The following is a 23,689-nucleotide window of genomic DNA, read 5'->3' as shown; positions in this document are numbered from 1 at the left end:
AGTGGGACAAGGGGCCTGTCCCCGTGGTTCCAGCTCCAAATTCTCGCCTTCCCTCTATACCCACTTGCGTATATAATGAAATAGACTTACATAAATTTTCAGGAGAATATAAGATTGATAATCTCTCACTAAAACCCTTGAATAGGATGAATAACAAATGAAGACGAATTCTAATTTAGCCATCAATGAAGAAGCCATCACAAGATGCCAGGACTCTTCGGAGCATCAACATGCACTTTATAAACGAACATTGATTATCATCATGATCGCCCAAGTCTTTGGAGGCGCCGGGCTTGCTGCTGGGATAACGGTCGGGGCCCTTCTCGCTCAGGATATGCTCGGGACAGACAGTTTCTCCGGAGTGCCGGTTGCCCTGTTCACCCTGGGTTCAGCCGGTGCCGCCCTCTTTGTCGGACGGCTGTCTCAGCGCCACGGAAGACGGATCGGTCTTTCCATCGGTTTCATCATCGGAGGCATAGGGGCAATCGGGGCCGTGGCTGCGGCTGTCACCAGTTCCATCACCCTGCTTTTCATATCGCTCCTGATCTATGGGGCGGGTTCTGCAACGAACCTGCAGACGCGCTATGCAGGGACAGACTTGGCCAAGCCTTCCCAAAGAGCGACTGCGGTCAGCTTCGCCATGGTCTCGACTACATTCGGGGCGGTTGCCGGACCCAACCTGGTTGATGTGATGGGCAGATTTGCCGGATCGATCGGCATCCCTCCTCTTGGAGGACCATTCATTTTGGCCTTCGCTGCCTACACCCTCGCAGGGATCGTCATATACGCCCTTATGCGCCCAGACCCATACCTTGTGGCAAAAGCACTTTCTGTTCCATTGAAGGCAGGGTATGACGGCACCGCAGCTGAAGCGACTACTTCTTCCACGCGAAACAAGCGGGGCATTATCCTGGGGGCGACCGTCATGATTTTGACTCAGATCGTCATGGTCGCCGTCATGACGATGACCCCCGTCCATATGGGGCATCATGGACACGGATTGACTGAGATCGGTCTGATCATTGGCATCCATATCGGTGCGATGTACCTGCCGTCACTTATCACCGGGATCCTGGTTGATAAAATCGGACGGATGCCTATGGTTCTCGCATCTGCCCTTACGCTTCTCGCTTCCGGGATCCTTGCTGCGATGGCACCGCCGGATTCGATCCTGGCTCTCGCCATTGCGCTTGCCCTTCTCGGCCTCGGCTGGAACCTTGGACTGATCAGCGGGACGGCAATCCTTGTCGACTCGACCGATCCCGCTACCCGCGCAAAGACCCAGGGATCCGTGGACGTCTTCGTCGCACTCGCCGGGGCTTCCGGCGGTGTGCTGTCAGGCGTCATCGTTGCGTTTTCCAGTTACCCCGCCCTATCCATAGGCGGAGGAATTGTTTCGCTTATCCTGATCCTGGCGATGATTTGGTTTCTTGTAGGATCGAAGCAAAAAAGTCATGAATGAAAAAAGGTCTGCCTCCCGGTTTCGCAGCGGCAGGCCTTTTTCCATACCCTTGCAGGAGTTCATGTTCCCCATGCAAAATAATATAGAGAACAAAATTGTTACACGGGGGGAGCAAGCTTGACAACATTCATAAAAGAAACGGAATTCTTTCAACTACACACACTATCCGACAGGGTATACGCCGCGATTTCAATCTCGGGCAGAGGTGCCTGGAGTAACGCAGGGATCGTGGACCTTGGTGATGAATTATTGATCTTCGATTCATTCACCACTCCTTCAGCCGGCCATGAGTTACGAAAACAAGCGGAATCCCTCACAGGTAAAAAGGTAAAGTATCTCATCAACAGCCACTACCACGGGGATCACGTATTCGGCAATCAGGCATTCAGTGATGCGGCTATCATTTCCACGTCCCTGACGAAGGAATGGTGCAAAGAAAAAAATAAATTGGAAGATGTCGAGAAAGAAATAAAAGAAACAAATGACTATCTGACTAACTTGAAAACCCGAATCCATTCCACCCAAGATCCCATCATCAAAGCCAGTCTGACGAATCAGCATAACGAAATGTCAAAGGTGCTGGATGACTTACCCCATTTGCAAATCGTCCTGCCATCCGTTCTTTTTGAAGACAGGCTGATCATTGAAGGATCAGAAAGAAAGGTGGAATTGCACTGCCTCGGCGGAGGGCATACCCCGAGTGATACATTCATGTATTTGCCCCAAGAGAACATTGCTTTCATGGGTGATCTAGTGAATGAAGAGCTGCACGTCCCCATTTTTAACCCTGATGATTTCATCAACATTCTGAAGCACGTAAAGGAAATGGAGATTGACATCTTAGTCCCTGGGCATGGGAATGTCGGAAATAAAGATTTGGCTGAGACAGTATCCGATTATGTATCTTTCTTGATGAAAAAATCAAAAGAAGCCTTGGAAAATAGGGTCCCGCTGGAATCATTCCTTTCTGACTTCGAACCCCCTTCCGAGTATCTGAATTGGAGAGGCGTGAATGGAATCAGAGACAATCTTTCAAGAATGTATCGTTTTTATGCTGAATGAAAAACCTGAAACCGGTTAAAACGTCCTTAAATTACACAAATCCTGCACAACATAAAAAAGCCAAATCCACTTGGACTTGGCTTTTCTTCAAATGCTTCCCGGGCTTCAAGTGATAAACTCCCACCATGGTCATTCCACATAGCCGATACACAAATCGATTTACTCTTCCGGAAGCAATAAAATCTTCCCTAACTTCCCCTTATTCTTGAAGTATACCTGTGCTTCTCTTGCTTCTTCCAATGGGAACGATTTATCGATGACAGGCTTTATTTTCCCATCCCCAATGGCCTTCAGCATTTCTTTGAACTCTGCCCTTGTCCCCAGCACAGATCCGTACATGGTGATATGTTTTAAATACAATGTCCTGAAATCCAGCGTGGTCTGCTGACCCCCGGCAGAGCCTGATGTACAGAACTTGCCCCCTTTTTTCAGAACCTGAAGAGAGGTGTGAAATAAAGCATCTCCCACAACATCCAGCACGGAGTCTACTGGCCCCCCATTTGCTTGAAGGATGTCTTCTGCCAGATGCTCGGAGCGATAGGATACGACATGGGCCGCGCCCAATTCCTTCAGTCGTTCCTCTCCATCCAAGTCACCAATGACAGCAATAACCTTCGCCCCAAATACATTGGACGCAATCTGTACATTTAACGATCCAACCCCTCCATTCGCACCTGTAACCAAGACGGTTTCCCCGGGTTGAATCCCAATCTGGCTGACCATATGCCATGCCGTCAATCCGCTCACTGAAAAAACAGCACTCTCGGAATAACTGGAGAGAGGCATATCAAAACAGAGTTCTGCCGGCCACACAACGTATTCAGCATATCCTCCGTCATACTCGGAACCGATGAAGGACATATCTTCTGAAATATGTTCAGACCCGTTTTCTCCACTGGACGTAAACGGAAAAAGCACAACATCCCTGCCTAGCATCGATTCAAGAGCCGAACCTCCGACCTTCACGATTTCCCCTGTAATGTCCGAGCCGGGTATCCGCGGGAATTGTACACCTTCCGGCCGCCACCCTGATTTGGTGCCTTTGCCGTAAGCCCCTTCCCTCATCCAGATTTCAGTATTATTAATTGCACAAGCCTTCACTTTTACAAGAACTTCATGTTCTTTTGGCTCAGGAATCGGAATATCCACTACCTCTAGCTTATCCACATCGCCATATCCTGTTACTTGTACCGCTTTCATCGTCATCTCTTTCTGATCAGTTCCCATTTTCAAAAACTCCTCATGGTGTATAGAATAAAAAGAATATCGAACTTATTATTTCTTTTATTCCTTTCTTTAGTCATTTTACCAACGTACAAGTTAACTGCACGCCTCTAGTAAAATATGAATAGTATATCATACAATTCATCGATGACAGGCGGTGTTAAAATGGCAAAAAAACGTCACTGTAAACCATCTAAATCTAGAACTTCATGTATTTGCGAAGAATTGAAAAACATTTGTGAAGGTTCTAGAATAAGAATCTTATATGCTGGAGGAGAAGAAACTTTTATCTTTAAAATGATTAAGAATAACTGCATTATTGGCGAAACTTTGGATCATTCACCTATTATTTTTGACTGTAATCAAGTAGTTGGGATTTCCGTTGTCCCCCTTATATGCCCTCAAGGATGGCTATATCCAGGCGACGAATATAGTATTCCTGTAGTACCAAACAGGGTAATTGATTCCATAGAAGTCATTTGGGAGAATGGTGGTAATCATGCGCAAGGAACTCTTTTGATTGATAATGTGCTTATTGATACTGTGGGTATACCAGACTCTCCAGGATCTTATCTCTTTGATGGACTTAATTATCCAACAACCGATTCAACCGATGTCAGAATCCTCATCTCTGGTGGGTGTGCAAACATTATAGAAAGCTCCGTTATTTATATACAACCTACTGAACCTGGGGCTAGTTAACCTTACCTTCAGATCCACCTGAAAGAAGCATGATCACATTTGAGCCAAAAACTTACTCAGGGGACGACTTCGGCGATTGGACTTTTCGTTAGCAACCCTGATTTTACTGACAATCAAACGATTATCAATGAATAAAACAAAGGGAAGGTTCCCGATTTAGTATCAGGAAACACCTCCCCATCCATCTAACACCTCACATACTTCCTCTTAAATCCAATCTTTCCCTTATCCACAAACTTCTGAATATCGTCTGAAGCCTTCAGAATACTGGTCTTTTTCTCATCCCGTTTCATTTCAACCGGCCCGATCTCGTTCGCGATTTCGACCGCCTTTTCATGAAGCGGCACATAGGAAATCCCTACTGTGTACACGAAATTATTCATCGCGGATTTCGTCCGTTCCGGTGCATCATGGATGGTCTCTTTCACTTTTTCAAGCATACCCGCAAGCTTTTCTGGGGAAAACTCCTCGTCTTTCCGGTTCCCCAGCAGCCAGCAGTAGCAGCTCCACCCCGCCGACATCCTCAGCTCTTCTCCGCTAGCGATCCATTTATCGGCAACGTCCTGTGCAATATGGGATTCAGCAAGCGTCACGGCAACCACATAATCCGACAGCATATAAAAATACGCATCGTCCATCCAGCGGTCATAATCCGCCTCGGTCATGGCGTTTGGATCGGCGATGATGCCCGCAAAGTACATGGCGTCGTAATTCCCGGTAGCGTAAAGTTCTTCCGCCAGCGGCTGATTGATCTTAATTTTCTTCGCAATCGGCTTCATCGCACCGGTCGCAACGCCAAATACCGGCTCCTTCGCCCCATTGGATATGTACATTTTCTTCGACCGTTCCTTGCCGAGCGCTTCCAGTTCCTCCATCACTGTTTCGGCATCCAGATTCTCTACTCCCTTGACTTCCTTCACCACTGCTTCTTCGATTTTCCCGTTCTTATTTCCCGCAAACGACAGCCCATTCTCACCGAGAGTCTCTTTCAAAATCCTCACCGCTTTCGGCCCTACCCCATGTATCTTCAAGAGATCGTTTTCCGTCACTTCCACAAACTGCTCCAGCCGGTAAAACCCAGCGTTATGAAGTCCGCGCTCAGCAGGCTTGCTTATCTTCGGCAATTCGCTTTCCTGTGTGATTTCCTTGTTCATATCCCAGTCCTCCTTATCAGTTTCCGTTTAGTATTAGTATTCTCTTTCGTTTCTTTTTTTCCTCCAACAAAAAAAGAGCTGCCATGATGACAGCCCTTTCCATACAATTTACGCTTCACTGCTCAACACAGGTTTCCCAGCTTCAATCAATACTTGATCGCGTCCAAGCATGACGGAGAGCAGGATGGTAAATACACCTGTTCCGATAAGGAGCCATTCAATGGCGATGATGTCTGCGATGGGGCCGAAGATCAGCATACCAATTGGCATCATCGATGTCGAGATCATCCCCATCACACCGAACACCCTTCCGAGATAGTTTTCTTCAATCTTCTCCTGAAGCAATACCATGGTCGGTGTATTAAAGATTGGCATAGCGATTCCGAATAGGACCATGAACACCAGGTACACCAAGAAAATCGGGGCGACACCAAGCGCAAAGGTGCAGAACCCCATGATCAGGCTTGCCAATGTCATGGTTGCAATCTTATTCTTGAATCCTCCCCATGAGGCAATGATTCCGCCGCCCGCCATCATACCGACAGAGAAGGCGATCTCAATTGCGGTCAGTCTCCAGATATCATTACCGAAGCTCCGTGTCACTTGCAGCGGCGTCAAAAAGGCAGCCGGGGCCATCAACACGAAGAAAATCGCGAAGAACAGGAAGAACTTCTTCAGGAACCCGTGGCTGTTGACGTATTGCAAGCCTTCCTTGAAGTCGTTGAAATAACTCGTCGTCTGTTTATCCGCTGCCTTTTGATGCACCGAAATCCTCAAGAAAACAAGCAGTGTGAAGATGGCAATCGCCGCCGTGATGACATCGATGAAAAAGATGATTTCAATCGAAGCCATCGCAAGCAATGCCGCACTGACCATCGGGGCCACGAACATAATGACGGCTTGGATACTCCCATTGATCCCGTTTACCTTCGTCAATTTATCCTTCGGAACGATCTGCGGTAAAATCGCCCCGACAGCAGGTGTCTGAATGCCGGTCCCAAGTGCGCGGACCGCCGCCATGACAAACAGCAGCCAGATCGAATCATATCCCATCAAAAAGAGAATCGCGAGAATCAACGTCGAAAATGCAATCAGCCCATCCGACAGCATGATCAACAGCTTCCGGTTATATCTGTCCGCCCACACACCCGCAACCGGTGACAAAAGGAACGTAGGGATGAACCCGCAAATGATGAACAGCGTCATCATCAATCCTGACTCCGTCGTCAACGTGATATGCCACATGATCGCATACTGCACCAGCGCCGATCCGAACAGCGAAATCGTCTGGCTGCTCAAAAAGAGAATGATATTCCTCAGCCAATTTTCCTTATCATTGCCATTACCCATATTCATTTATATCCACTCATTTCTATAAGGTTGATAAAAACAAGCCCAGCCTATATGAAGACACTAAAAAAGAAGGGAGACTCCTCCCCTCTTTTAAAAATAACCGTCATCAAACATTGGTTTTCTTAAAGACAGACAGATCCATCCCATCGCCCTGAACAAAGGCAGAGCCCCCAACCGTATTCAATTAGCAATTGAAATACCGGAACGCAATCTCATTGAAGCTGTCAAAAGAAAAACCCCCGTTTCTATTAAAGGTAAGATAATCGTAGCAGAGGAAAAGAGGGGTGGCAATGGTTTTTATCAACGCCTGCCTGTCCTTTTTCTGGGTATTCGCTATTTCCAGGGGGTATCCACATTTCACCCCCTATTTTCATTCATCCACCCAACTGCATACTCAACCATTTTCCTCATTGGAATCAAATAGCTCCTTGCTTCACCAATCTTCCCTTTTGTCACATCGTTTGTGTCCCGCTCAAAATCGATGAATAGTTTATCAAAATCATCTGATTCATTGTTGATGTCTTTATACGTTGTCCAACCCTCTCCATCACCCTGCTTCACTTTTACATCCCATATTTTTTCTTTAGCAAAGGTGTTGTCCTGCCTGTATTCGGCAAGGTGCAGTGAGGTATTCGAATCTGCTGGGGCACCAAGAAGTAAGATCGATCCATCCAACTCATACACCTTTCCCAGTGGCGACGACTCATTCAAGGCGAAATCCATTGCATGGTGTTCTGTTATGTATGCAGCGTCCTTCCCCCATGCCGCAAATGATGTGTGCGGATGGGCACTCCTGTATACCCTGTCTTGCTTCCTGAACGTCTCCGGGATGAAGCCCATATAGCACGTCGGTGTCAAATCCGGATGGTACGTCGGCATGTTGTCCCGAATGACCTTCATCTCTTCATCTGTATAACCGCTCTCATATTCAGCCGGATCACAAAGCTGTTCGGTCTGGGTAGGCATGACAATATTCCCGTCCCTTCCAACGGTTTCTTCCAATGCTAAAATAACAGAAACCGGACCGCCAACAACTCTTCCAATTGATTTTAAAGAAGAATGCACGATGACCGTCATTCCACTCTTCACACCTAATGTTTCCAAGTCTTTTATCATTTGATTTTTCGTTATGAGTTTCCCTTTTCCCATGAGCCTCTCAACCTCTCGAACCTGTATCAATTTAGTATCTATATGACAAGTACGACATGTTGAGAGGAATTCCTTGTTCTATTCAGCAGGTAAACATCCAGTGGTTTTTCTGCCTGCAGAACAGCAGTCAATACAAATAAAAAAAGGCCGACATTCATCAGCCAGCCTTCTCATCAAACCCCTTCATCCTGCTCCGTCCCCCACCTATGCATCGCGTCCAACACAGGCTTCAGCGTCATGCCTTTCTCAGTTATCGAATACTCAACCTTCGGAGGGATTTCGTTGTATTGCTTCCTGTTGATCAACCCATCTTCCTCCAATTCCTTCAGCTGCTGGCTAAGCACCTTATGGGCGACTCCAGGCAGAAGACGGCGCAGCTCATTGTAACGGTAGGTCCCCTCAACACCCAGATGCCACAGAATCACCGTTTTCCATTTACCGCCGATTTTGTTTAATGTATATTCAATTGAACACTTCAATTTGCCTTGATCATCGACTTGCACGTTCTTCTCCACGCTCACATTCACCCCTTACTTACTTTTAGGTTAGTTTCTCACAAAAAAGTGCACTCTTACATAATAAAAGCTTACGGATTTATAATAAGACTTGTCAAAAATAAAAGGAGGAATACAACATGCAACCATATCCAAGAACTTTTTCTCATATCGGCCTTTCCGTTCCAGACCTGGAACAAGCCGTGAATTTTTATAAAGAAGTATTCGGGTGGTACGTCATCATGGAACCATCCGATGTGAAAAATGACGACACACCGATCGGACAGATGTGCCGTGACGTATTCGGAAACGATTGGGAAAGCTTCCGCATCGCCCATCTGGCAACAGGTGATAAAATCGGGATTGAACTCTTTGAATTCCCTGAAAATGAACAGCCTGAAAACAATTTCGAATACTGGAAGACAGGCATCTTCCACTTCTGTATCCAGGACCCGGATATTGAAGGCATGGTCGAGAAGATCAAAGCCCACGGAGGCAAACAGCGCATGCCCATCCGCGAATACTATCCAGGGGAAAAACCATTTAAAATGGTCTACGTCGAAGACCCATTCGGAAATATTTTTGAAATCTACACGCACAGCTATGAGCTGACTTATTCACTGGGTGCCTATTAAGGAGCCCAAGTTTTAAGGCAAACACGTCGATGTGTTTGCCTTTTTGCATCCATTTCTATTCACCTTTTAGCTGCCTGTACAGTTCTTTTAGTGAAGACCATTCAAATCCTGATATAGACCCTCAAGAGGAACAATCTCACGTCCTTCCACAGTGTTTTGTCCACTTTCCATTCACTGTTGAACCGGAAAAATTACAAAACCATCCGATGGAATATTCTCCTGTTCCAATCGATACGTTATAGAAAACACCTCAAATAAAAATGCGAGGAGAATGAATTATGAAAAAGATCATTCTGTTTGCCGATCCCGGCATCGATGATTCCGTTGCGATCATGTATGCGCTGCTCAATCCTGAAATTGAAGTCCTTGCGATTGTATCGAGCTATGGCAACGTCGACAAAGAGCAGGCGACAGACAATATTGCTTATTTACTGCACCTTGCCGGCAGGGAAGATGTTCCGATCATAGGAGGCACAAATGCCCCTTCGTCAGGTGAGACACCAACATATTATCCGGAAATCCACGGTGAAGACGGACTCGGCCCCATTCGTCCACCGGAGGAAATTTCAATGGAACTCACTAACTTTTCAGAACTATACACCATTATCCGTGACAACAAGGGGCTTACGATTGTGGATGTTGGCAGAAATACGTCCCTTGCCTCCTTGTTCCTATTAGGGGAAGACCTGACGGAAGACGTGAAGGAGTTTTATATCATGGGAGGTGCCTTCTTCGTCCCGGGAAACGTCACCCCTTCAGCAGAAGCCAATTTTTATGGAGACCCAACCGCTTCACACCTTGTTATGAAGGAATTCAATGATATCTATCTTGCACCCCTGAACGTCACAAACAAAGCGATCATAACGATGGAACACGTTCAAACCATCTTAGAAATGACCGATCACCCCCTCGTCCAAATCTTGGACGATGTCATGAAGTACTATATAGACGCCTACAAGAAACTCGTACCCGGTATCAGCGGCGCCCCGATGCACGACGTCGTGACCCTTTCCCTGATGGTGAACCCGTCAATGGGCAAGACAATCAGAAGGGACGTCGACGTCCTGACCGCAGGCAGCGGAATGGGCACCTCTATCGCCGACTTCAGAGTCAGTTCCAAACCGGCTGAGAAAAACAGCAATATTTATTTGGAATTGGATTATGAGGCATTTTTAAAGGATTTTATAAAAGTCATGAGTTCTTCGGGGGAGAAGTAGGGACGTGGGGACAGGTCCCTTGTCCTGTTTCGAATAAATACCTAAAAGACAGTCCCCTTCCACCACGCATTAAGATTGTAACGAATCTCAAAGCAGTTCCCACCCAACACCCTCGCTCCTCCCTTTCATGTTACAATGATAAAAATCCAAGAATCATAGAATCTCTATATCCAATAAGGAAGGAGCCTTCAACCATGTTACCGTCAGACCTAAGAAAGAGCATCAGATACGGAGACCACAACACCCATACATCCGGCGTCTGCCAGAACTATGTACAGGCCAACCTGGTCGTCCTCCCCAAAGAATATGCTTTCGACTTCCTGCTGTTCACGATGAGGAATCCAAAGTCATGCCCGATCATCGAAGTACTCGAAGCAGGTCAATTCGAATCTAAATATGCGAGAGGATCAGATATCCGTACTGATATCCCCCTCTACCATGTATATGAACATGGCCAGTTGGTAGACAAGAAACATCGGATCGATGACTGCTGGAAAGGTGAATTCGTAAGCTTCCTGATCGGCTGCAGTTTTACGTTTGAAAGTCAGCTGATCAAAGGCGGGATTCCGCTCCGGCATATCGAAGAAAACAAAAATGTGGCCATGTACAAAACGTCCATCCCGACCGAGAAAGCGGGTGTGTTTGAAGGGTCCACCGTCGTATCGATGAGGCCGGTTCCCGATGCCCTGGTGCAAAAAGCATCCGACATCACCTCCTTATTTCCGGAAATGCACGGATCCCCGCTTCATATTGGAGATCCCGGTGAAATCGGCATAGAGGATATCACACAGCCCGACTTTGGCGACTACGTTGGAATCAAAGACGGAGAAACCCCGATGTTCTGGGCTTGCGGCGTCACCCCTCAAGCCGTCGCGCTTCAGGCCGGGATCCCATATATGATCACGCACGCCCCGGGGCATATGTTTGTGACCGATTGGAAGAATGACGAGTATTTGAATGGACATAAATAAAAAAGGCCCGTCCCTCATCACGGTAACGTGTTACCGTAACGAGGGACGGACCTTCTAAACTTCTAAACTCATGACCAAAAACGAATGACCCCCAGCGTCAGCAGGGCAAGGGTGGCCAATACGAACACAACGCTGAAGCTCCCCGGAATCTTACCCTTTTCCCGGTAAGAACGCACGGCAGTCTCGACGCCTGTGACCAGCCAAAAAAGCCCGATGATCAGCCAGGATTCACTGAGATATTCATTTGCGGCCAGAAAAAAGCCTATTCCAATCAGTATGATCTTAATTCCAAGAAAGAATCTTTTTAACACGTTAACACCCCTGTCACCTTTTCTATTAAAAGGAACGATGACCCTTTGTGATCAACCCATACAAAAATGGACCATGAATATACCTTCTACAACTTTGTCCCAAAACCCTCTTTCTTCAGAATACTCAAAACCCGTTCCACCTATAAAAAAGGAGAGCAGCAGCATCTCCTGGTTTCATGGCATATCATTATGAACTTACCTGTCACCGGGTTTTTAATTTCTAAAGTCCCTGCATCCCTCAATTGCTTGTAAGTGGTAAACCCCGTCCCCCATGAAAAAAGAAGTAGATCCAAACGGATCTACTTCCTTCCTAACCTATTAATTTATGCCTAATTCCTTCTTAATGCTCTCCAACGTCTCCCCTTTATATGTCTTTTTAGGAGTAGGAGCTTTGTCAACGCCCGGATCAGTTTCCAGGTAATTGTATTCGACAAGCTCAAAGTCTTCTTCATTGATGACTCCGTCGAAATTCAGATCCGCTTCCCTTTTATCTGATCCCCAGTGTTCTTTCATTGCGACTGCATCGAAGATATCGATTACGCTATCCTGATTAACATCGCCCGCATCTTGTCTTCTGAGGAACACATCATGCCACGTTCCGAGAATTCGATCGCCACGTTTTTCAAAGAGGGTAAACGAATTGTTCGCTGGGAAGTGACCAGGAATCTTGACCTCAATATCGAATGGTTGATCCGTTATAGGTAATCCCGGTACTTTGAATCGAGTATCTTTCACTTCACCTTCATATTCTTTCCCATCAGCATCGGTCACAGTTAAAGAAATTGGCGCATTGGAGAAATCTTTATCATAATCAAATGATCCGTCCGCCCCGTAAAACCCTTGTGGAATGATGCTGCCACGAGCTTCGGAATAACTGCGTAACAATTCAACATGATCCCCACTGTAATACCCCATGATATTTTTTGTCTCTTGTCCATCCGTGTTGACATAGGAACTTGTTACCAATGGTGTTTTCATTGTGTTCCGCTTACCATAATCAACTTCTTTCGCTTCCAATATAACATCAAAGATCGGTGTATCTCCTGTTACCTTGAGATCTGAATCTTCGTCAATGGAAACCGAGACATTCACATTATCTTGGTACGATGATTTTTGTTGAATCTCATATGTGATTGTCGAATCACTTTGAGGGCTGAATGCTGGATTGAAGACGACATCCTTCACGATCATTTCGTTTTTATCAAACGTAACCGTAAAGTTCCCTTTTTTGAATTGGTCCAGGTTATGAGCTGATACTGTAAATTTGAACTCGTCTCCCGCTTTCACTTCACTCTTATTGCTTGAAATGGTGGAATACTGTGTCCCTTCTGTCACAAAATGATTGATGATTGGCCCATTCACGGCGAAATTACCCACTGAATCATATCCGAACATCGCAAATGGATAACGATTCAAGCGAGGATGCATAGCAACTTCTTCATCTAAATTACCAGCAGCATCCGTAAATAACGGGATTGGACTCGGGAACGGTGAGGCCCAATAATACGTGATGAAATTGTTTGACTGATCAACATCGAAGCCCGCTTCTTTCATATCATCGATTTCTTTATCATATAGCTTCACAGAGAATGGTACTGTTTCTGTGCCTGGTGCATATTCGTATACACCAGTAGGTAAGCTGCCTTCAATTTCCGGTGCAGTATTATCGATGAACGTATCCGTTTCCTTAGTGAAGGTTTTTCCTTTTGCATTCACGCCCACCATTTTCAATTTATAATGGCCTTCCGGTGCAAGTGCAGGGTTGACAGAGAATGGATTGTTCTTATCCCCGGTGTACGGATAGTAGTGTCCTGAGAAAATGGGATTAAGAATGATTCTTTGTCCTTCTTTTATCCCTCTTGGATTAATGGACCCAACCAGTCCAAGGTCCTTATTCGTTTTAGGGTCCACCAATACAATGCTCAGTTTCTCCATTGGGGAACGCAATACAAATGATCCAGGTGTAAAGTTAAAAAGTGTACCAAATTGATTGTTTTGTTTCGTAGAGAAGTTAAATGCCTCAAGGTCTTCGATCCCTTCTTCTGATACCCTGATCCCAAATGGAATTTGATATTCTTCAGTTGGATCTTCACTATTCACATACTTGACGTATCCTTCGTAATAGCCCTTAGCAGCCGTTGCCGGTACATCCAGGAATACTTTTGTTTTCTTGGATTTCCCTGCATTGATTGTCAACTTGTCATCAAATGAAAGAGTAACGTCGTTTTCTGCTGCGTCAAGGGACTTACTTGTAAAATGGACACTTGCTTCGAACGTTTTATTCTCATCTCCAGTATTGAAGATTTCTAACGTACGTTGCTTATGCAATGGTTTTCCATCAACATAGTTCAGACCAAAACTCATGCCCCCAGTTCGTTCGTCAATCGTCACTTCTTCTCCGTTATAAATGGTTGCTGTTTCGTCGACAATCTGGAAGTTCATCCTTGAGTGAATGGCTTCATAAGGGTCAACCCTACCAGCCCCGACTTCAAATACACTGTAATCCCCATTCAGAGGGTCGGCTGTATTCATCAGGACTGATTTCACATCAGCAGGTGAATAGCTTTTATTAGACTGTAAAAGAAGCGCTGCGATCCCTGCGACATGCGGTGATGCCATTGACGTCCCGGATAATCGAGTATACGCATATTGATACGAACCATTTTCTTTATCATTGATATAGGACGGTACGGTAGATAGGACAGACACTCCAGGAGCCACGACTTCAGGTTTGATATCATAATTCATTTTTGAAGGACCTCTGGAGCTGAAGTTTGCCAGTTTATCTCCTTCAGTTTTGAATTCCCCTAAATCGCTGAACGTAATTGTTTTACCTTCCGCCAGGCTATTCTTTAAGCTTTCGCCTTCTTCTTTCGAAAGTGAGAAAGTTGGGATATAATCCATGCTTTCACCAAGATAATAAGGGATCTGACCTTCTTCTTCGATATTATTGTAGATGATGATGGCTTTGGCACCATTTTCTTTGGCGTACTTAACTTTGTCTACGAAAGAAAGTGAGCCGCGAGCCACAAGTGCGATATTTCCTTCAATCTCGTCCTGTATTCCCCTGTAACTAGTGCTTCCTCCAAGTCCTGCATCTACTAGTTGATAGCTTGTGCCTTCCAAGCCTGCAATATCATCACTGAAATTTCTTGCCATCAACTGAAGATGAACTTCATTTGAACCATACGTGCCGTTGAATGTAGGAATGCCGATTGGAACGTCGCTAGCCCCTACTGTAAGAGCAAGTGCAGACGTACCTGGTGAGCCGAGAGTGAAGGCATTACTTCCACTATTTCCAGCGGATACCACGGCAGTCACTCCACTAAGGACAGCATTATTGATCGCGACACTTGTTGGATAGAGAGGGTCATTCACCATCGCCCCCAATGATAGATTGATAACGTCCATTCCGTCTTCTACGGCTTTATCAATCCCCGCAATGACATTTTCACTTGATCCGCTTCCGTATGGACCCAAAACACGATACGCATGTAGATCCGCTTCAGGGGCTACCCCTTTCACACTGAATTCGGAGTCTGCGTTATCCCCTTCACCCGCGATCGTACCTGCAACATGAGTCCCATGCTCCGTATAATACGAGTTACCACCGTAAAACTCCGGTAGTTTCCCATCTGTAGCCTTCCAATCCTCATAAGTGGCTTCCATCGGGTCATCGTCATTATCGACAAAGTCATATCCGCCTTTGTAGACCCTATCTAGGTCCGGATGATTGTAATCGATCCCGGTATCAAGCACGCCCACTTTGATACCTTCACCAGTGAAACCTTCACTATGTAATTGGTCAATCTTTAAATGCGGCATACTTTCGACTACATACTTCTCTTCTTGTTCTTCAGAACCCGTTGTGACAGGCGGTTCCACCTGTACTTCAACATCACTCCATATCGACCTTACCACATCCAAGTCCAGCAATTCTTTCACTTTGTTGGCAGGAACCTCTAATGAAACACCATTCATGGCGTTTTCATACGACCTACCGATTTTATATCCTGATTGACTTTTATTCTTAAACATACGTTCCAGTTCATTCTTCAGCTTTTTTTGGTCATTCGCCACATTTTCTTTGGCTTCTTCCTTGGAAAGCTTTTTTCCTTCCAAGTTGGCCTTAAGCAGAGCCACTTTTTCAGGGTGATGGTCAAGCTGAACAATCACTTTAACACTATCATTACTGTCTAAATCTACATTCGGAGATAGAAAAAGTCCTTCTTTTTCGACACTTTGAAGCTGTTTGTAGTTTTCAAGCTGCTGGGGAGTTAAGTTTGAAAGAGCATCTTCGATGGAGGCTGGTTTTTCCGCTAAAACGTTCACGCCGGGTATATTTGCCGAACTCATGATCATGCCGGCCCCTAAGGCGTATATCAATACCTTCTTTTTGGTTTTCATCAAATGATTGCAACTCCTTTTTATCTAAATTTTCCAACAACTTCACGATACCACACGGAGTGGCACAGGATGTATTGGGAAAAACCCTGTGTTCTTCGCCAAACAAAAGAGAGACTATCGGCTGATTTTCAATGAATTTTCACAGATCCACCTAGTAAAAATATCCCAAAAAGAACCGAACAAGTTGGGAAAACTGTGGGACATGGGGACAGGTCCCTTGTCCCGTTTTTGCTAATGTCCCAGAGACCGGTCAACATCAGGTTGGAATACGGAAACAAGTCCCCTTCCAACATTACGTGGGAATCAAGGTCGGAGAAACCCCAATCGCTGAGCCTGCGGCTTCACACTGCATATTTGAATGGACATAAATAAAAAAAGGCCCGTCCCTCATCACGGTAATGTGTTACCGTAACGAGGGACGGGCCTTCAAGCGTTCTGCCACTCATGACCAAAAACGAATGGCCCCCAGCGTCAGCAGGGCAAGGGTGGCCAATACAAACACAGCGCTGAAACTCCCCGGAATCTTACACTTTTCCCGGTAAGAACGCACGGCAGTCTCGACGCCTGTTATTCATTAATAGCTCTTATAATCGGCTTCCCTTCTTTATCCAGCAATGGGGTTATTCCAGCGCCTTCTCCGTACCAGCTAAATAAATATTGAACTCCCGTTTCTTTATCCACCAACACTTTACAACCTGATAAAACGCCTATTTTTTCTTTATGTACAACGTCAAATCTGTTTTTGGAACCTTTACCAAACATCCCCGAAAACCTCCTTGAATCAATGGTTTATGGACCTGTACCACAAGAGATCTCATACTTTTCAAACTTTCTATCTCTATTGTATAGCATATAGCTGCAGTGTCTCCAGTATGGCTGTCGTAGTTATACCAATATACATTGGGTGTGCCAAGGGGACAGGTCCCTTGGATTATGATAAAAGCCCGTCCCTCACCGTGGTAATACATTACCAGTTGTTTTAATGGCCCGACCGTTTCTATAAATGTACTTTGACGGTTTCTATCTGCCGAAGCACCCCCACCTCTTTATCTCCACACACTAAAAAGCCCCTCCTCAGCACGTTATCTGAGGAAGGGACCTTTATCATGATCTTACAACCCAGGAAGAATCCCGGAGAACAAACTCAAAATCAAAACCGTCGTAATCGCCGTCAATCCGGCAATAAATCCACCAAGTGTCCACGCTTTAAGTGTCTGTGGAACAGTCAGTTTACCGAACCTGTTCACAACCCAGAATCCTGAATCATTCGGAAGGGATAGTCCGATTCCACCGGCACAAATGGCAAGCCCGAGTAAGATTGGTGAGACACCAAGATCTACTGCCATCGGCCCCATGATACTGGATGTAGTCACAAGGGCAACCGTTGCTGAACCGAGTGATGCACGAAGGATTTGTGAGAAAATAAACGCAAGCAATAGAACAGGGATGCTCCAGCTTTGCATCGTCGCGATGAGATAATCACCGATGCCGCTCTTATTGATAACGGCACCGAATGCGCCGCCGGCACCAGTCACCAGGATGATGATCCCCGCAGAGTTAATCGCTTCAGCATACAATCTGCTGTTTGGAACAGAGATATATGGTCTGAGCATGATTATGGCTGCGATCACACTTATGAACAGGGCAATGTTCTTATCGCCGATGAAACCTAGTACACTTGCAAGTCCTGTATCCGGGAACAGCAGCTGAGATAATGTGTTGAGCAAGATAAGCGCAATCGGCAGTGCCAGCATGAAGAAACTCAGTCCTGTGCTGATTTCTTTTTTCGGTGCATCTTCAAGACTTACTGCAACTTCTTCAACGGCACCTGAATGGTTCATGCGCTTACCGATGAATAATCCGTAGAAATATCCGCCGACAAGCGTTGCCGGGATGGCCACAAGAATTCCGTAAAGAATGAATAAGCCAAGGTCTGAACCCGTGTTCTCTGCAACGACAAGCGGGCCTGGCGTCGGAGCGATCATGTTATGTGAGACGATCAATCCGACACCGAGTGCTGTGACAAATGAGATAACGGAGATTCCCGTTTTCTTCGATAAGCTTTTAATCAATCCGCTTAAGATGACGAATGCCGCATCGAAGAATACCGGGATTGAAACGGCCGTACCCGTCAAGGCAAGACCAGCAGGTGATTTTTTCACACCGAATGCTTTTAATACAGCGGCTGCGATTTTTTCAATCGCACCTGATGCTCCGAGGAACTGGCCAAAGATGACACCGAGTCCGATCAGGATCCCGACGCCCGTCAATGTATTCCCGAATCCTTGGGTCACGGTGGACGCCACTTCATTCAGCGGCATCCCGATCACGACAGCCGTTGCAAATGCAACCCCGATCAGTGAAAGGAATGGTTCAACCTTCAATTTTAAAATCAAGAAGAAAAGTGCTGCTAACGCTAGTAAGAAAATCACAATCAACATATTCCCTGTAACCATGTTTGATTACCCCCTTGTTATATGAAACTCTTTTTTATGACAAGCGGAACCGCCCAGCATCCCCTTAGAAAGAGGCGGCCCTGCATTGATCCCTAAATACTCTCAAGTGTCGAAACGACATCTCTTAGCGTGGTGACAGCCCCTACATTCCCTGGAAAAATGACGTATGGGATGAATGGGAACGTACTCTCTTCGCCTGTTTGCCAGACCGGGATCCCCGGTGCTATTTGTCCCGCAACGGTCGCCCGTTTCACACATAACCCTTTTGTGCCGACATCACTGGAGGTGATCCCTCCCTTTGCAATCAGGTAATTCGGCCTTACGGAGAAATTACGGACGATGCTCGTGACCGCATTTGAAATCTCGACGGACAGCTGAAGCTCCTGCTCTTCCATCCCGTCACCGAGATCAAGCCGCTTCCTCTTCGTATAAATGACCGTACTGATTCCGCCGGCCACCTTCGTTTCCGCTTCAAGTCTCACCCGCTCAATTTCCTGACCGAACGCTTCTTTATCGAGTACCAGATGTGCGTCAAACTCAATGAAGTGCAGAGTGGACAGTTCCTTCAGCGCGTTCAATTGATCGGTCGTCTTTTTAACATGAGAGCCGACAATGACCAGGCCGCCGTTCTCCCTTTCCTCACTGATCAGCTCTTCCCTCGTTAACAATGGCCGTGAAGAAATATCCCCGATCACCTTGGTAAAGGCAGCCGCAGTCCGGAAGATGAATTGTTTCCCTTCCCCGATGGCGAGGATCAGTGCCGTCGCGAAAACTCTGACATCCGATTCTTCAACCGCATTGACAACGATCTTGCCGAAGTCCTTCACCTGACGCAACTGTGCAGTGATCCCGTCAATGTCCAGGCTCCGGATGGATTCCAGTGAAATGTACGTGACGCCTTCTTTAGGAAACACGCCTTTTGTCTTTTCTTCGACCCATTCCCCTAAATGACTTGACTTGTAGCCGAATGTCCGGTCCTTCGCGAATTCGGTTTCACCGGCTGGCACAAGTTCGTTTTCCTGCTGAACGAAATGAGTATTTTCCACCGTTAAACGGCCGCCTTCTTTGAAAAACGGAAGGATGACCTCTCCGTCCACACGTTCGCCGCTTTCTGCTTCCATTGTACGTCTCAGTACATCCGTCTCAAGGGGATAATGTCCTCTCAAAGTTGAATCCCCGCGGCTGATAATCAGATATGGAATGCCCAATTTCTTTGAGATGATCTCTGTTCGTTCCGCAATATCCCAGTGGACCTGCTCGGTTTCTTTTGCCGTAAAGGCTCTGGAGTTCGTCAGGATGAAGAACATCTGCCGGTCTTCCAGGAAGCCAAGCTCGATCGTTTCTTCCTCCCAGTCGGTATACACCGAAACGCCGTGGACAGTCTGGACACCAGTCGGATCGTCATCAAGGACAATGATCTTGTGCGTAAACCCGGGTCTGACTTTTTCCCACCATTCGTTTACTTTCTCTTCATTACTAGATTGATAGGATGATAGGATTTCATCGGAATGTCTTGTTTTCATCACTGGCTGACACCCTTTACTTCAAAATTCGCAAGCTTTTCATAGTGTTGGATGAGTCCACCGTGATCATCAGCTGCTTTGCCGTCTGCCATCAAGGAGTGATACATCTCCAGCACCTGGCTTGACAGTGGCAGCGGCACTCCGATCGAATGGGCTGTATCCATCACATTCGTCAAGTCTTTCGCATTGATGTCAATGCGCCCGCCTGCTACGAAGTTCCGCTCTAAGATCAACGGAACCTTCGCATCAAGCACCGCACTTCCAGCCAAACCTCCACGGATTGCTTCGTACATCTTCTTGATATCGATTCCTGCTTTTGCCGCCAGCGTCAGTGCCTCGGACATCGCAGCGATATGGACATTCACCAGAATCTGATTGGCAAGCTTCGCCGTCGTACCGCACCCATTGTCTCCAACAAGCGTGATATCCTGACCCATCACATCAAAGTATGGTTTCACCTTTTCATAGACGTTTTCTTTTCCTCCGACCATTATGGCAAGCGTTCCGTCGATCGCCTTCGGCTCACCGCCGCTCACGGGAGCATCAAGCATTTCCATCCCCCTTACGGCAAGGGCTTTGGCAATTGCCTTGGATTGGACGGGAGAGATCGAGCTCATATCAACGACGATCGCTCCATCATTCGCCCCGTAAATGACACCGCTTTCACCTAAGACAACACTTTCAACATGCTCTCCCTTAGGAAGCATCGTGAAAATGATGTCACTCATTTCCCCTATTTCTTTTGGTGAACGGGCTCCACGTGCTCCCAAACTCACTAACTCTTCTACTGCTGACTCATTAATATCAAACACGGTGACATCGAAGCCACTTTTCACTAGATTCAGTGACATCGGTTTCCCCATGATGCCAAGACCAATAAATCCTAGTCTCATCTAAAATCCCTCCTGATGATAAAGCGTTTTCATTTGTTGTCACCAATTGTACACAATAATTTATATTTTGTATACAAAATTATTTAAAATGTATACAAAATTATTTTCCGTTAGAACTTTCAAATCGTTCCAACTCGTTCTATACTTTTAGGAAGGGCATTATTTTAATAGCCGAATAAGTAAAAAAGACAAACAGGAAGTCTTTCATTGGAGTCGATTTAGTTGAAGAAGAAAACACAGCAGCACGCCTATCTGCAATCATATGAATATATACGGGATCAAATCTTGAACGGAGAACTCGAACGTGGCACAAAGCTGATCGAGGAAAAACTCGCGGAACAACTCGGAGTGAGCCGGACACCGATCCGCGAATCCATCCGAAAACTCGAACAGGAAGGGCTCGTCAAACAAAAGCGCGTCGTCAATCCAACCGACATGGACCTCCGTCACTACTTCCAGGTCCGCATCCTCCTAGAAGGATTCGCAGCCCGGTTGGCCGCTACCTATATGAACGAAACGGACCTTAACCAACTGAAAGAGTGTATCGATATCGGCCGTAACGGCACAAACGAAGAAATCATGGAAGCCAACAAACAATTCCACGACATCATCGTCAACGCCACCAACAACCCCGTCATGGTCGATACCATCGAACGCATGCAGTCAATCATCTATTTATTCAGGAAAACGGTCGTTTATCACAACCGTCCCTTCTTGATTGACGAGCATCAGGAGATTTATGATGCGATTGTTTCGCATAATGGAGACGAGGCAGAGCGGTTGATGAAGGAGCATATACAGGCGGATTTAGAGTTTTGTTTGCATGTGATGCGGGGGTAGTTTTTTTAGTTTATATAAGTTGGCTGTTCCCATTCTTGAGTCATATGTCAGCACGGAAAAAAGCACATTCATGCTAAAAGGGTCTGGCAGCCGGAGCTAAAGCTCTAACCTCCGGCACCAGCCCCTCGAATATCAACTCACTATCCTTACTTAGCCCGACCCTCCGTCAACAACTCCTCCATCCTCTTCCGCAGCACAAACTTCTGGATCTTCCCACTCGCATTCCGCGGCAGCTCCTCTACAAACTCATACCTTCTCGGCCGTTTATAGTTGGCAAGACTGTCACTCTCTTTACACCACTCATCAAGATCCTCTTCCGTGACACCCGGATCCTTCTTCACTACAAAAGCCGTCACACTCTCTCCCCAACGGTCATCTGGCATCCCGACAATCGCGACATCAAGCACACCCTCATGAGCATGCAGTACATCCTCCACCTCACGAGGATAAATATTCTCCCCGCCTGAGATGATCATGTCGTCGACCCTGTCTTTGACCCAAAGGAAGCCGTCTTCATCTAGGTAACCGATATCCCCTGAATGGTACCAGTCTTTATGCATCGCTTTTTCCGAAGCTTCCTCGCGGTTGAAGTAACCGGTCATCATGCACGGCCCCTGCACGATGATTTCCCCGCTTTCACCCGGTGCCATGATCGCGTCTGGATCACTCGGTCCGTCTTCATTCGGCTTCACGATTCTGATTTCATGGTTCAGGCACGCCTGCCCTGCAGCCCCTGCCTTCCGAAGCTGGTCTTCTTCTGATAAAAACGTGATGGCAGGTCCCATTTCCGTCATGCCATATGCCTGCACAAGCTTTATTCCAAGGCGGTCGTGGCACGCATGCACGAGCGACGGTGCCATCGGGGCTGCACCGTACAGTCCGATCTGCAGACTTTCAATGTTATAGTCTGATAGATTTTCCTGCAGGATCATATTCCACATCGTCGGAGCCGCAAAGAATTTGGTGATCTTTTCTGAGTCAATCAGCTCCAGCACTTTCTTCGGCTGGAACTGGTGGAGGATGACGTTGCTTCCGCCGGCATGGATCCTCGGCAGGAAGGCACAGTGAAGCTCCGCACAGTGGAACATCGGAGCGGTCACAAGACCGACGTCCCCTGCTCCAAGTTTCGTTGAACCAATAACGATCAAGCTCTGCTCCACCATATTCCGGTGCTTATGCATCACACCCTTTGGTCTTCCGGTCGTTCCGCTTGTATACATGATCGCATACAGATCATCCTCATCAATTTCTGCATCCACTGCTTTTGGTTCTGCAGCCTTCACTTTCTCATGATAGCTTACAGCATACTCCGGCGTCCCGTCGTCTATGAACCAGAACCCCGTCTGAGGAAATCTATTTTCAATCGAAGCAATGACAGGCTCCACCGCTTTTTCAAACAGGACGACCTTAGGGGCGGCATCATTCAGGATGAACGCCACCTCTTCGGCCTGCAGCCGGAAATTGATCGGATTGAACACCGCCCCTATTTTTGCGCATGCAAAGAAGGCGGTTCCGAGTTCCTCCGTATTGAACATGATGGTCGACACCCGGTCCCCTTTCCTCACACCCTCCGCCATCAGGGCATTCGCCAGCCGGTTCACCTCATCGTTCCACTCACTGTATGTAAAGCGGAGATCTTTTCGCACATCATAGAGGGCTTCCTTGTTCGAAAACTTCTTTACAGTCAGGTCAAAAATCTTGCCAATCGTCGTGCTCATTTTCATTCCTCCCAGAATAAGTTTGAACGCTCTATGCCTGCCAATGCTTCGTGTTGTTTGTTGGTTTGCATTGAGGTTATGAATAGACCAAAACCCCACTATTAGAATATTCTGCAAA

General features: G+C 46.5%; 19 protein-coding genes. 7 read left to right on the top strand and 12 right to left on the bottom strand.

Features of this window, described 5'->3' with window-relative positions:
- The first annotated feature begins 157 nt into the window (after positions 1 to 157).
- Positions 158 to 1,462 carry an MFS transporter gene (locus ACUXV2_RS02365; protein WP_446245464.1) on the top strand — a complete coding sequence of 435 codons (1,305 nt, stop codon included), beginning with the start codon at positions 158 to 160 and terminating at the stop codon, positions 1,460 to 1,462.
- 117 nt (positions 1,463 to 1,579) lie between these two features.
- Positions 1,580 to 2,524 carry an MBL fold metallo-hydrolase gene (locus ACUXV2_RS02360; protein WP_446245463.1) on the top strand — a complete coding sequence of 315 codons (945 nt, stop codon included), beginning with the start codon at positions 1,580 to 1,582 and terminating at the stop codon, positions 2,522 to 2,524.
- Between the two features lie 159 nt (positions 2,525 to 2,683).
- Here ACUXV2_RS02360 and ACUXV2_RS02355 read toward each other — a convergent pair whose 3' ends face one another.
- Positions 2,684 to 3,724: a zinc-binding dehydrogenase gene (locus tag ACUXV2_RS02355; protein WP_446246988.1), complete on the bottom strand. Its 1,041-nt coding sequence runs from the start codon at positions 3,722 to 3,724 to the stop codon at positions 2,684 to 2,686.
- A 189-nt stretch (positions 3,725 to 3,913) separates the two neighbouring features.
- Between ACUXV2_RS02355 and ACUXV2_RS02350 the strand changes: the two genes are divergently transcribed.
- The gene (locus ACUXV2_RS02350; RefSeq protein ID WP_446245462.1) at positions 3,914 to 4,450 is read left to right on the top strand and encodes a hypothetical protein; all 537 of its coding nucleotides are present in this window, start codon (positions 3,914 to 3,916) and stop codon (positions 4,448 to 4,450) included.
- Positions 4,451 to 4,635: 185 nt separating this feature from the next.
- Here ACUXV2_RS02350 and ACUXV2_RS02345 read toward each other — a convergent pair whose 3' ends face one another.
- From ACUXV2_RS02345 to ACUXV2_RS02330, 4 genes are all read right to left on the bottom strand, one after another.
- Positions 4,636 to 5,343: a DNA alkylation repair protein gene (locus ACUXV2_RS02345; protein WP_446246987.1), complete on the bottom strand. Its 708-nt coding sequence runs from the start codon at positions 5,341 to 5,343 to the stop codon at positions 4,636 to 4,638.
- Positions 5,344 to 5,712: 369 nt separating this feature from the next.
- Positions 5,713 to 6,954, bottom strand: coding sequence for an MFS transporter (locus tag ACUXV2_RS02340; RefSeq protein WP_446246986.1), 1,242 nt, complete (start codon positions 6,952 to 6,954; stop codon positions 5,713 to 5,715).
- Between the two features lie 360 nt (positions 6,955 to 7,314).
- Positions 7,315 to 8,106 (bottom strand): aminoglycoside N(3)-acetyltransferase, encoded by a 792-nt coding sequence (locus tag ACUXV2_RS02335; protein ID WP_446245461.1) that lies wholly within the window; start codon positions 8,104 to 8,106, stop codon positions 7,315 to 7,317.
- Between the two features lie 173 nt (positions 8,107 to 8,279).
- Positions 8,280 to 8,621: a winged helix-turn-helix transcriptional regulator gene (locus tag ACUXV2_RS02330; RefSeq protein WP_446245460.1), complete on the bottom strand. Its 342-nt coding sequence runs from the start codon at positions 8,619 to 8,621 to the stop codon at positions 8,280 to 8,282.
- 119 nt (positions 8,622 to 8,740) lie between these two features.
- On the opposite strand from ACUXV2_RS02330, the gene ACUXV2_RS02325 reads away from it, so the two are divergent.
- From ACUXV2_RS02325 to ACUXV2_RS02315, 3 genes are all read left to right on the top strand, one after another.
- On the top strand, positions 8,741 to 9,235 hold the full coding sequence (locus ACUXV2_RS02325) for a lactoylglutathione lyase family protein (RefSeq protein ID WP_446245459.1): 495 nt from the start codon (positions 8,741 to 8,743) through the stop codon (positions 9,233 to 9,235).
- 278 nt (positions 9,236 to 9,513) lie between these two features.
- Positions 9,514 to 10,452: a nucleoside hydrolase gene (locus ACUXV2_RS02320; RefSeq protein WP_446245458.1), complete on the top strand. Its 939-nt coding sequence runs from the start codon at positions 9,514 to 9,516 to the stop codon at positions 10,450 to 10,452.
- A gap of 194 nt (positions 10,453 to 10,646) precedes the next feature.
- Positions 10,647 to 11,423, top strand: a complete 777-nt coding sequence (locus ACUXV2_RS02315) for a putative hydro-lyase (protein ID WP_446245457.1) — start codon at positions 10,647 to 10,649, stop codon at positions 11,421 to 11,423.
- A gap of 68 nt (positions 11,424 to 11,491) precedes the next feature.
- On the opposite strand, the gene ACUXV2_RS02310 is transcribed toward ACUXV2_RS02315, so the two are convergent.
- The 6 genes from ACUXV2_RS02310 to garR form a co-directional block, all read right to left on the bottom strand.
- Positions 11,492 to 11,734, bottom strand: a complete 243-nt coding sequence (locus ACUXV2_RS02310) for a hypothetical protein (RefSeq protein ID WP_446245456.1) — start codon at positions 11,732 to 11,734, stop codon at positions 11,492 to 11,494.
- Between the two features lie 318 nt (positions 11,735 to 12,052).
- Positions 12,053 to 16,141 carry a S8 family serine peptidase gene (locus tag ACUXV2_RS02305; RefSeq protein WP_446246985.1) on the bottom strand — a complete coding sequence of 1,363 codons (4,089 nt, stop codon included), beginning with the start codon at positions 16,139 to 16,141 and terminating at the stop codon, positions 12,053 to 12,055.
- Between the two features lie 567 nt (positions 16,142 to 16,708).
- Complete coding sequence (locus ACUXV2_RS02300; protein WP_446245455.1) at positions 16,709 to 16,903, bottom strand: DUF6440 family protein; 195 nt, start codon at positions 16,901 to 16,903, stop codon at positions 16,709 to 16,711.
- Positions 16,904 to 17,253: 350 nt separating this feature from the next.
- Positions 17,254 to 18,597 (bottom strand): GntP family permease, encoded by a 1,344-nt coding sequence (locus ACUXV2_RS02295; protein ID WP_446245454.1) that lies wholly within the window; start codon positions 18,595 to 18,597, stop codon positions 17,254 to 17,256.
- A gap of 92 nt (positions 18,598 to 18,689) precedes the next feature.
- Complete coding sequence (locus ACUXV2_RS02290) at positions 18,690 to 20,120, bottom strand: four-carbon acid sugar kinase family protein (RefSeq protein WP_446246984.1); 1,431 nt, start codon at positions 20,118 to 20,120, stop codon at positions 18,690 to 18,692.
- Positions 20,120 to 21,013 carry a 2-hydroxy-3-oxopropionate reductase gene (gene garR / locus ACUXV2_RS02285; RefSeq protein WP_446245453.1) on the bottom strand — a complete coding sequence of 298 codons (894 nt, stop codon included), beginning with the start codon at positions 21,011 to 21,013 and terminating at the stop codon, positions 20,120 to 20,122. The genes ACUXV2_RS02290 and garR overlap by 1 nt, the downstream gene beginning before the upstream one ends.
- A 222-nt stretch (positions 21,014 to 21,235) precedes the next feature.
- Between garR and ACUXV2_RS02280 the strand changes: the two genes are divergently transcribed.
- Complete coding sequence (locus ACUXV2_RS02280) at positions 21,236 to 21,853, top strand: GntR family transcriptional regulator (RefSeq protein WP_446245452.1); 618 nt, start codon at positions 21,236 to 21,238, stop codon at positions 21,851 to 21,853.
- A 146-nt stretch (positions 21,854 to 21,999) separates the two neighbouring features.
- On the opposite strand, the gene ACUXV2_RS02275 is transcribed toward ACUXV2_RS02280, so the two are convergent.
- A complete protein-coding gene (locus ACUXV2_RS02275; RefSeq protein ID WP_446245451.1) occupies positions 22,000 to 23,571 on the bottom strand; it encodes a fatty acid--CoA ligase in 1,572 nt (523 codons plus the stop codon).
- Between the last annotated feature and the right edge of the window lie 118 nt (positions 23,572 to 23,689).

Source organism: Rossellomorea sp. NS-SX7, from assembly GCF_052828565.1.
The sequence above is the reverse complement of the archived record's forward strand: the minus strand, read 5'-3'. Positions and strand labels throughout refer to the sequence as shown.

Bases quoted from the DNA above. Each gene is read 5' to 3' on its own strand.
- ACUXV2_RS02365 (WP_446245464.1), top strand. From the start codon at position 158: ATGAAGACGAATTCTAATTTAGCCATCAATGAAGAAGCCATCACAAGA.
- ACUXV2_RS02355 (WP_446246988.1), bottom strand. From the start codon at position 3,724: ATGAAAGCGGTACAAGTAACAGGATATGGCGATGTGGATAAGCTAGAG.
- ACUXV2_RS02350 (WP_446245462.1), top strand. From the start codon at position 3,914: ATGGCAAAAAAACGTCACTGTAAACCATCTAAATCTAGAACTTCATGT.
- ACUXV2_RS02340 (WP_446246986.1), bottom strand. From the start codon at position 6,954: ATGGGTAATGGCAATGATAAGGAAAATTGGCTGAGGAATATCATTCTC.
- ACUXV2_RS02335 (WP_446245461.1), bottom strand. From the start codon at position 8,106: ATGGGAAAAGGGAAACTCATAACGAAAAATCAAATGATAAAAGACTTG.
- ACUXV2_RS02325 (WP_446245459.1), top strand. From the start codon at position 8,741: ATGCAACCATATCCAAGAACTTTTTCTCATATCGGCCTTTCCGTTCCA.
- ACUXV2_RS02320 (WP_446245458.1), top strand. From the start codon at position 9,514: ATGAAAAAGATCATTCTGTTTGCCGATCCCGGCATCGATGATTCCGTT.
- ACUXV2_RS02315 (WP_446245457.1), top strand. From the start codon at position 10,647: ATGTTACCGTCAGACCTAAGAAAGAGCATCAGATACGGAGACCACAAC.
- ACUXV2_RS02305 (WP_446246985.1), bottom strand. From the start codon at position 16,141: ATGAAAACCAAAAAGAAGGTATTGATATACGCCTTAGGGGCCGGCATG.
- ACUXV2_RS02300 (WP_446245455.1), bottom strand. From the start codon at position 16,903: ATGTTTGGTAAAGGTTCCAAAAACAGATTTGACGTTGTACATAAAGAA.
- ACUXV2_RS02295 (WP_446245454.1), bottom strand. From the start codon at position 18,597: ATGGTTACAGGGAATATGTTGATTGTGATTTTCTTACTAGCGTTAGCA.
- ACUXV2_RS02290 (WP_446246984.1), bottom strand. From the start codon at position 20,120: ATGAAAACAAGACATTCCGATGAAATCCTATCATCCTATCAATCTAGT.
- garR (WP_446245453.1), bottom strand. From the start codon at position 21,013: ATGAGACTAGGATTTATTGGTCTTGGCATCATGGGGAAACCGATGTCA.
- ACUXV2_RS02275 (WP_446245451.1), bottom strand. From the start codon at position 23,571: ATGAGCACGACGATTGGCAAGATTTTTGACCTGACTGTAAAGAAGTTT.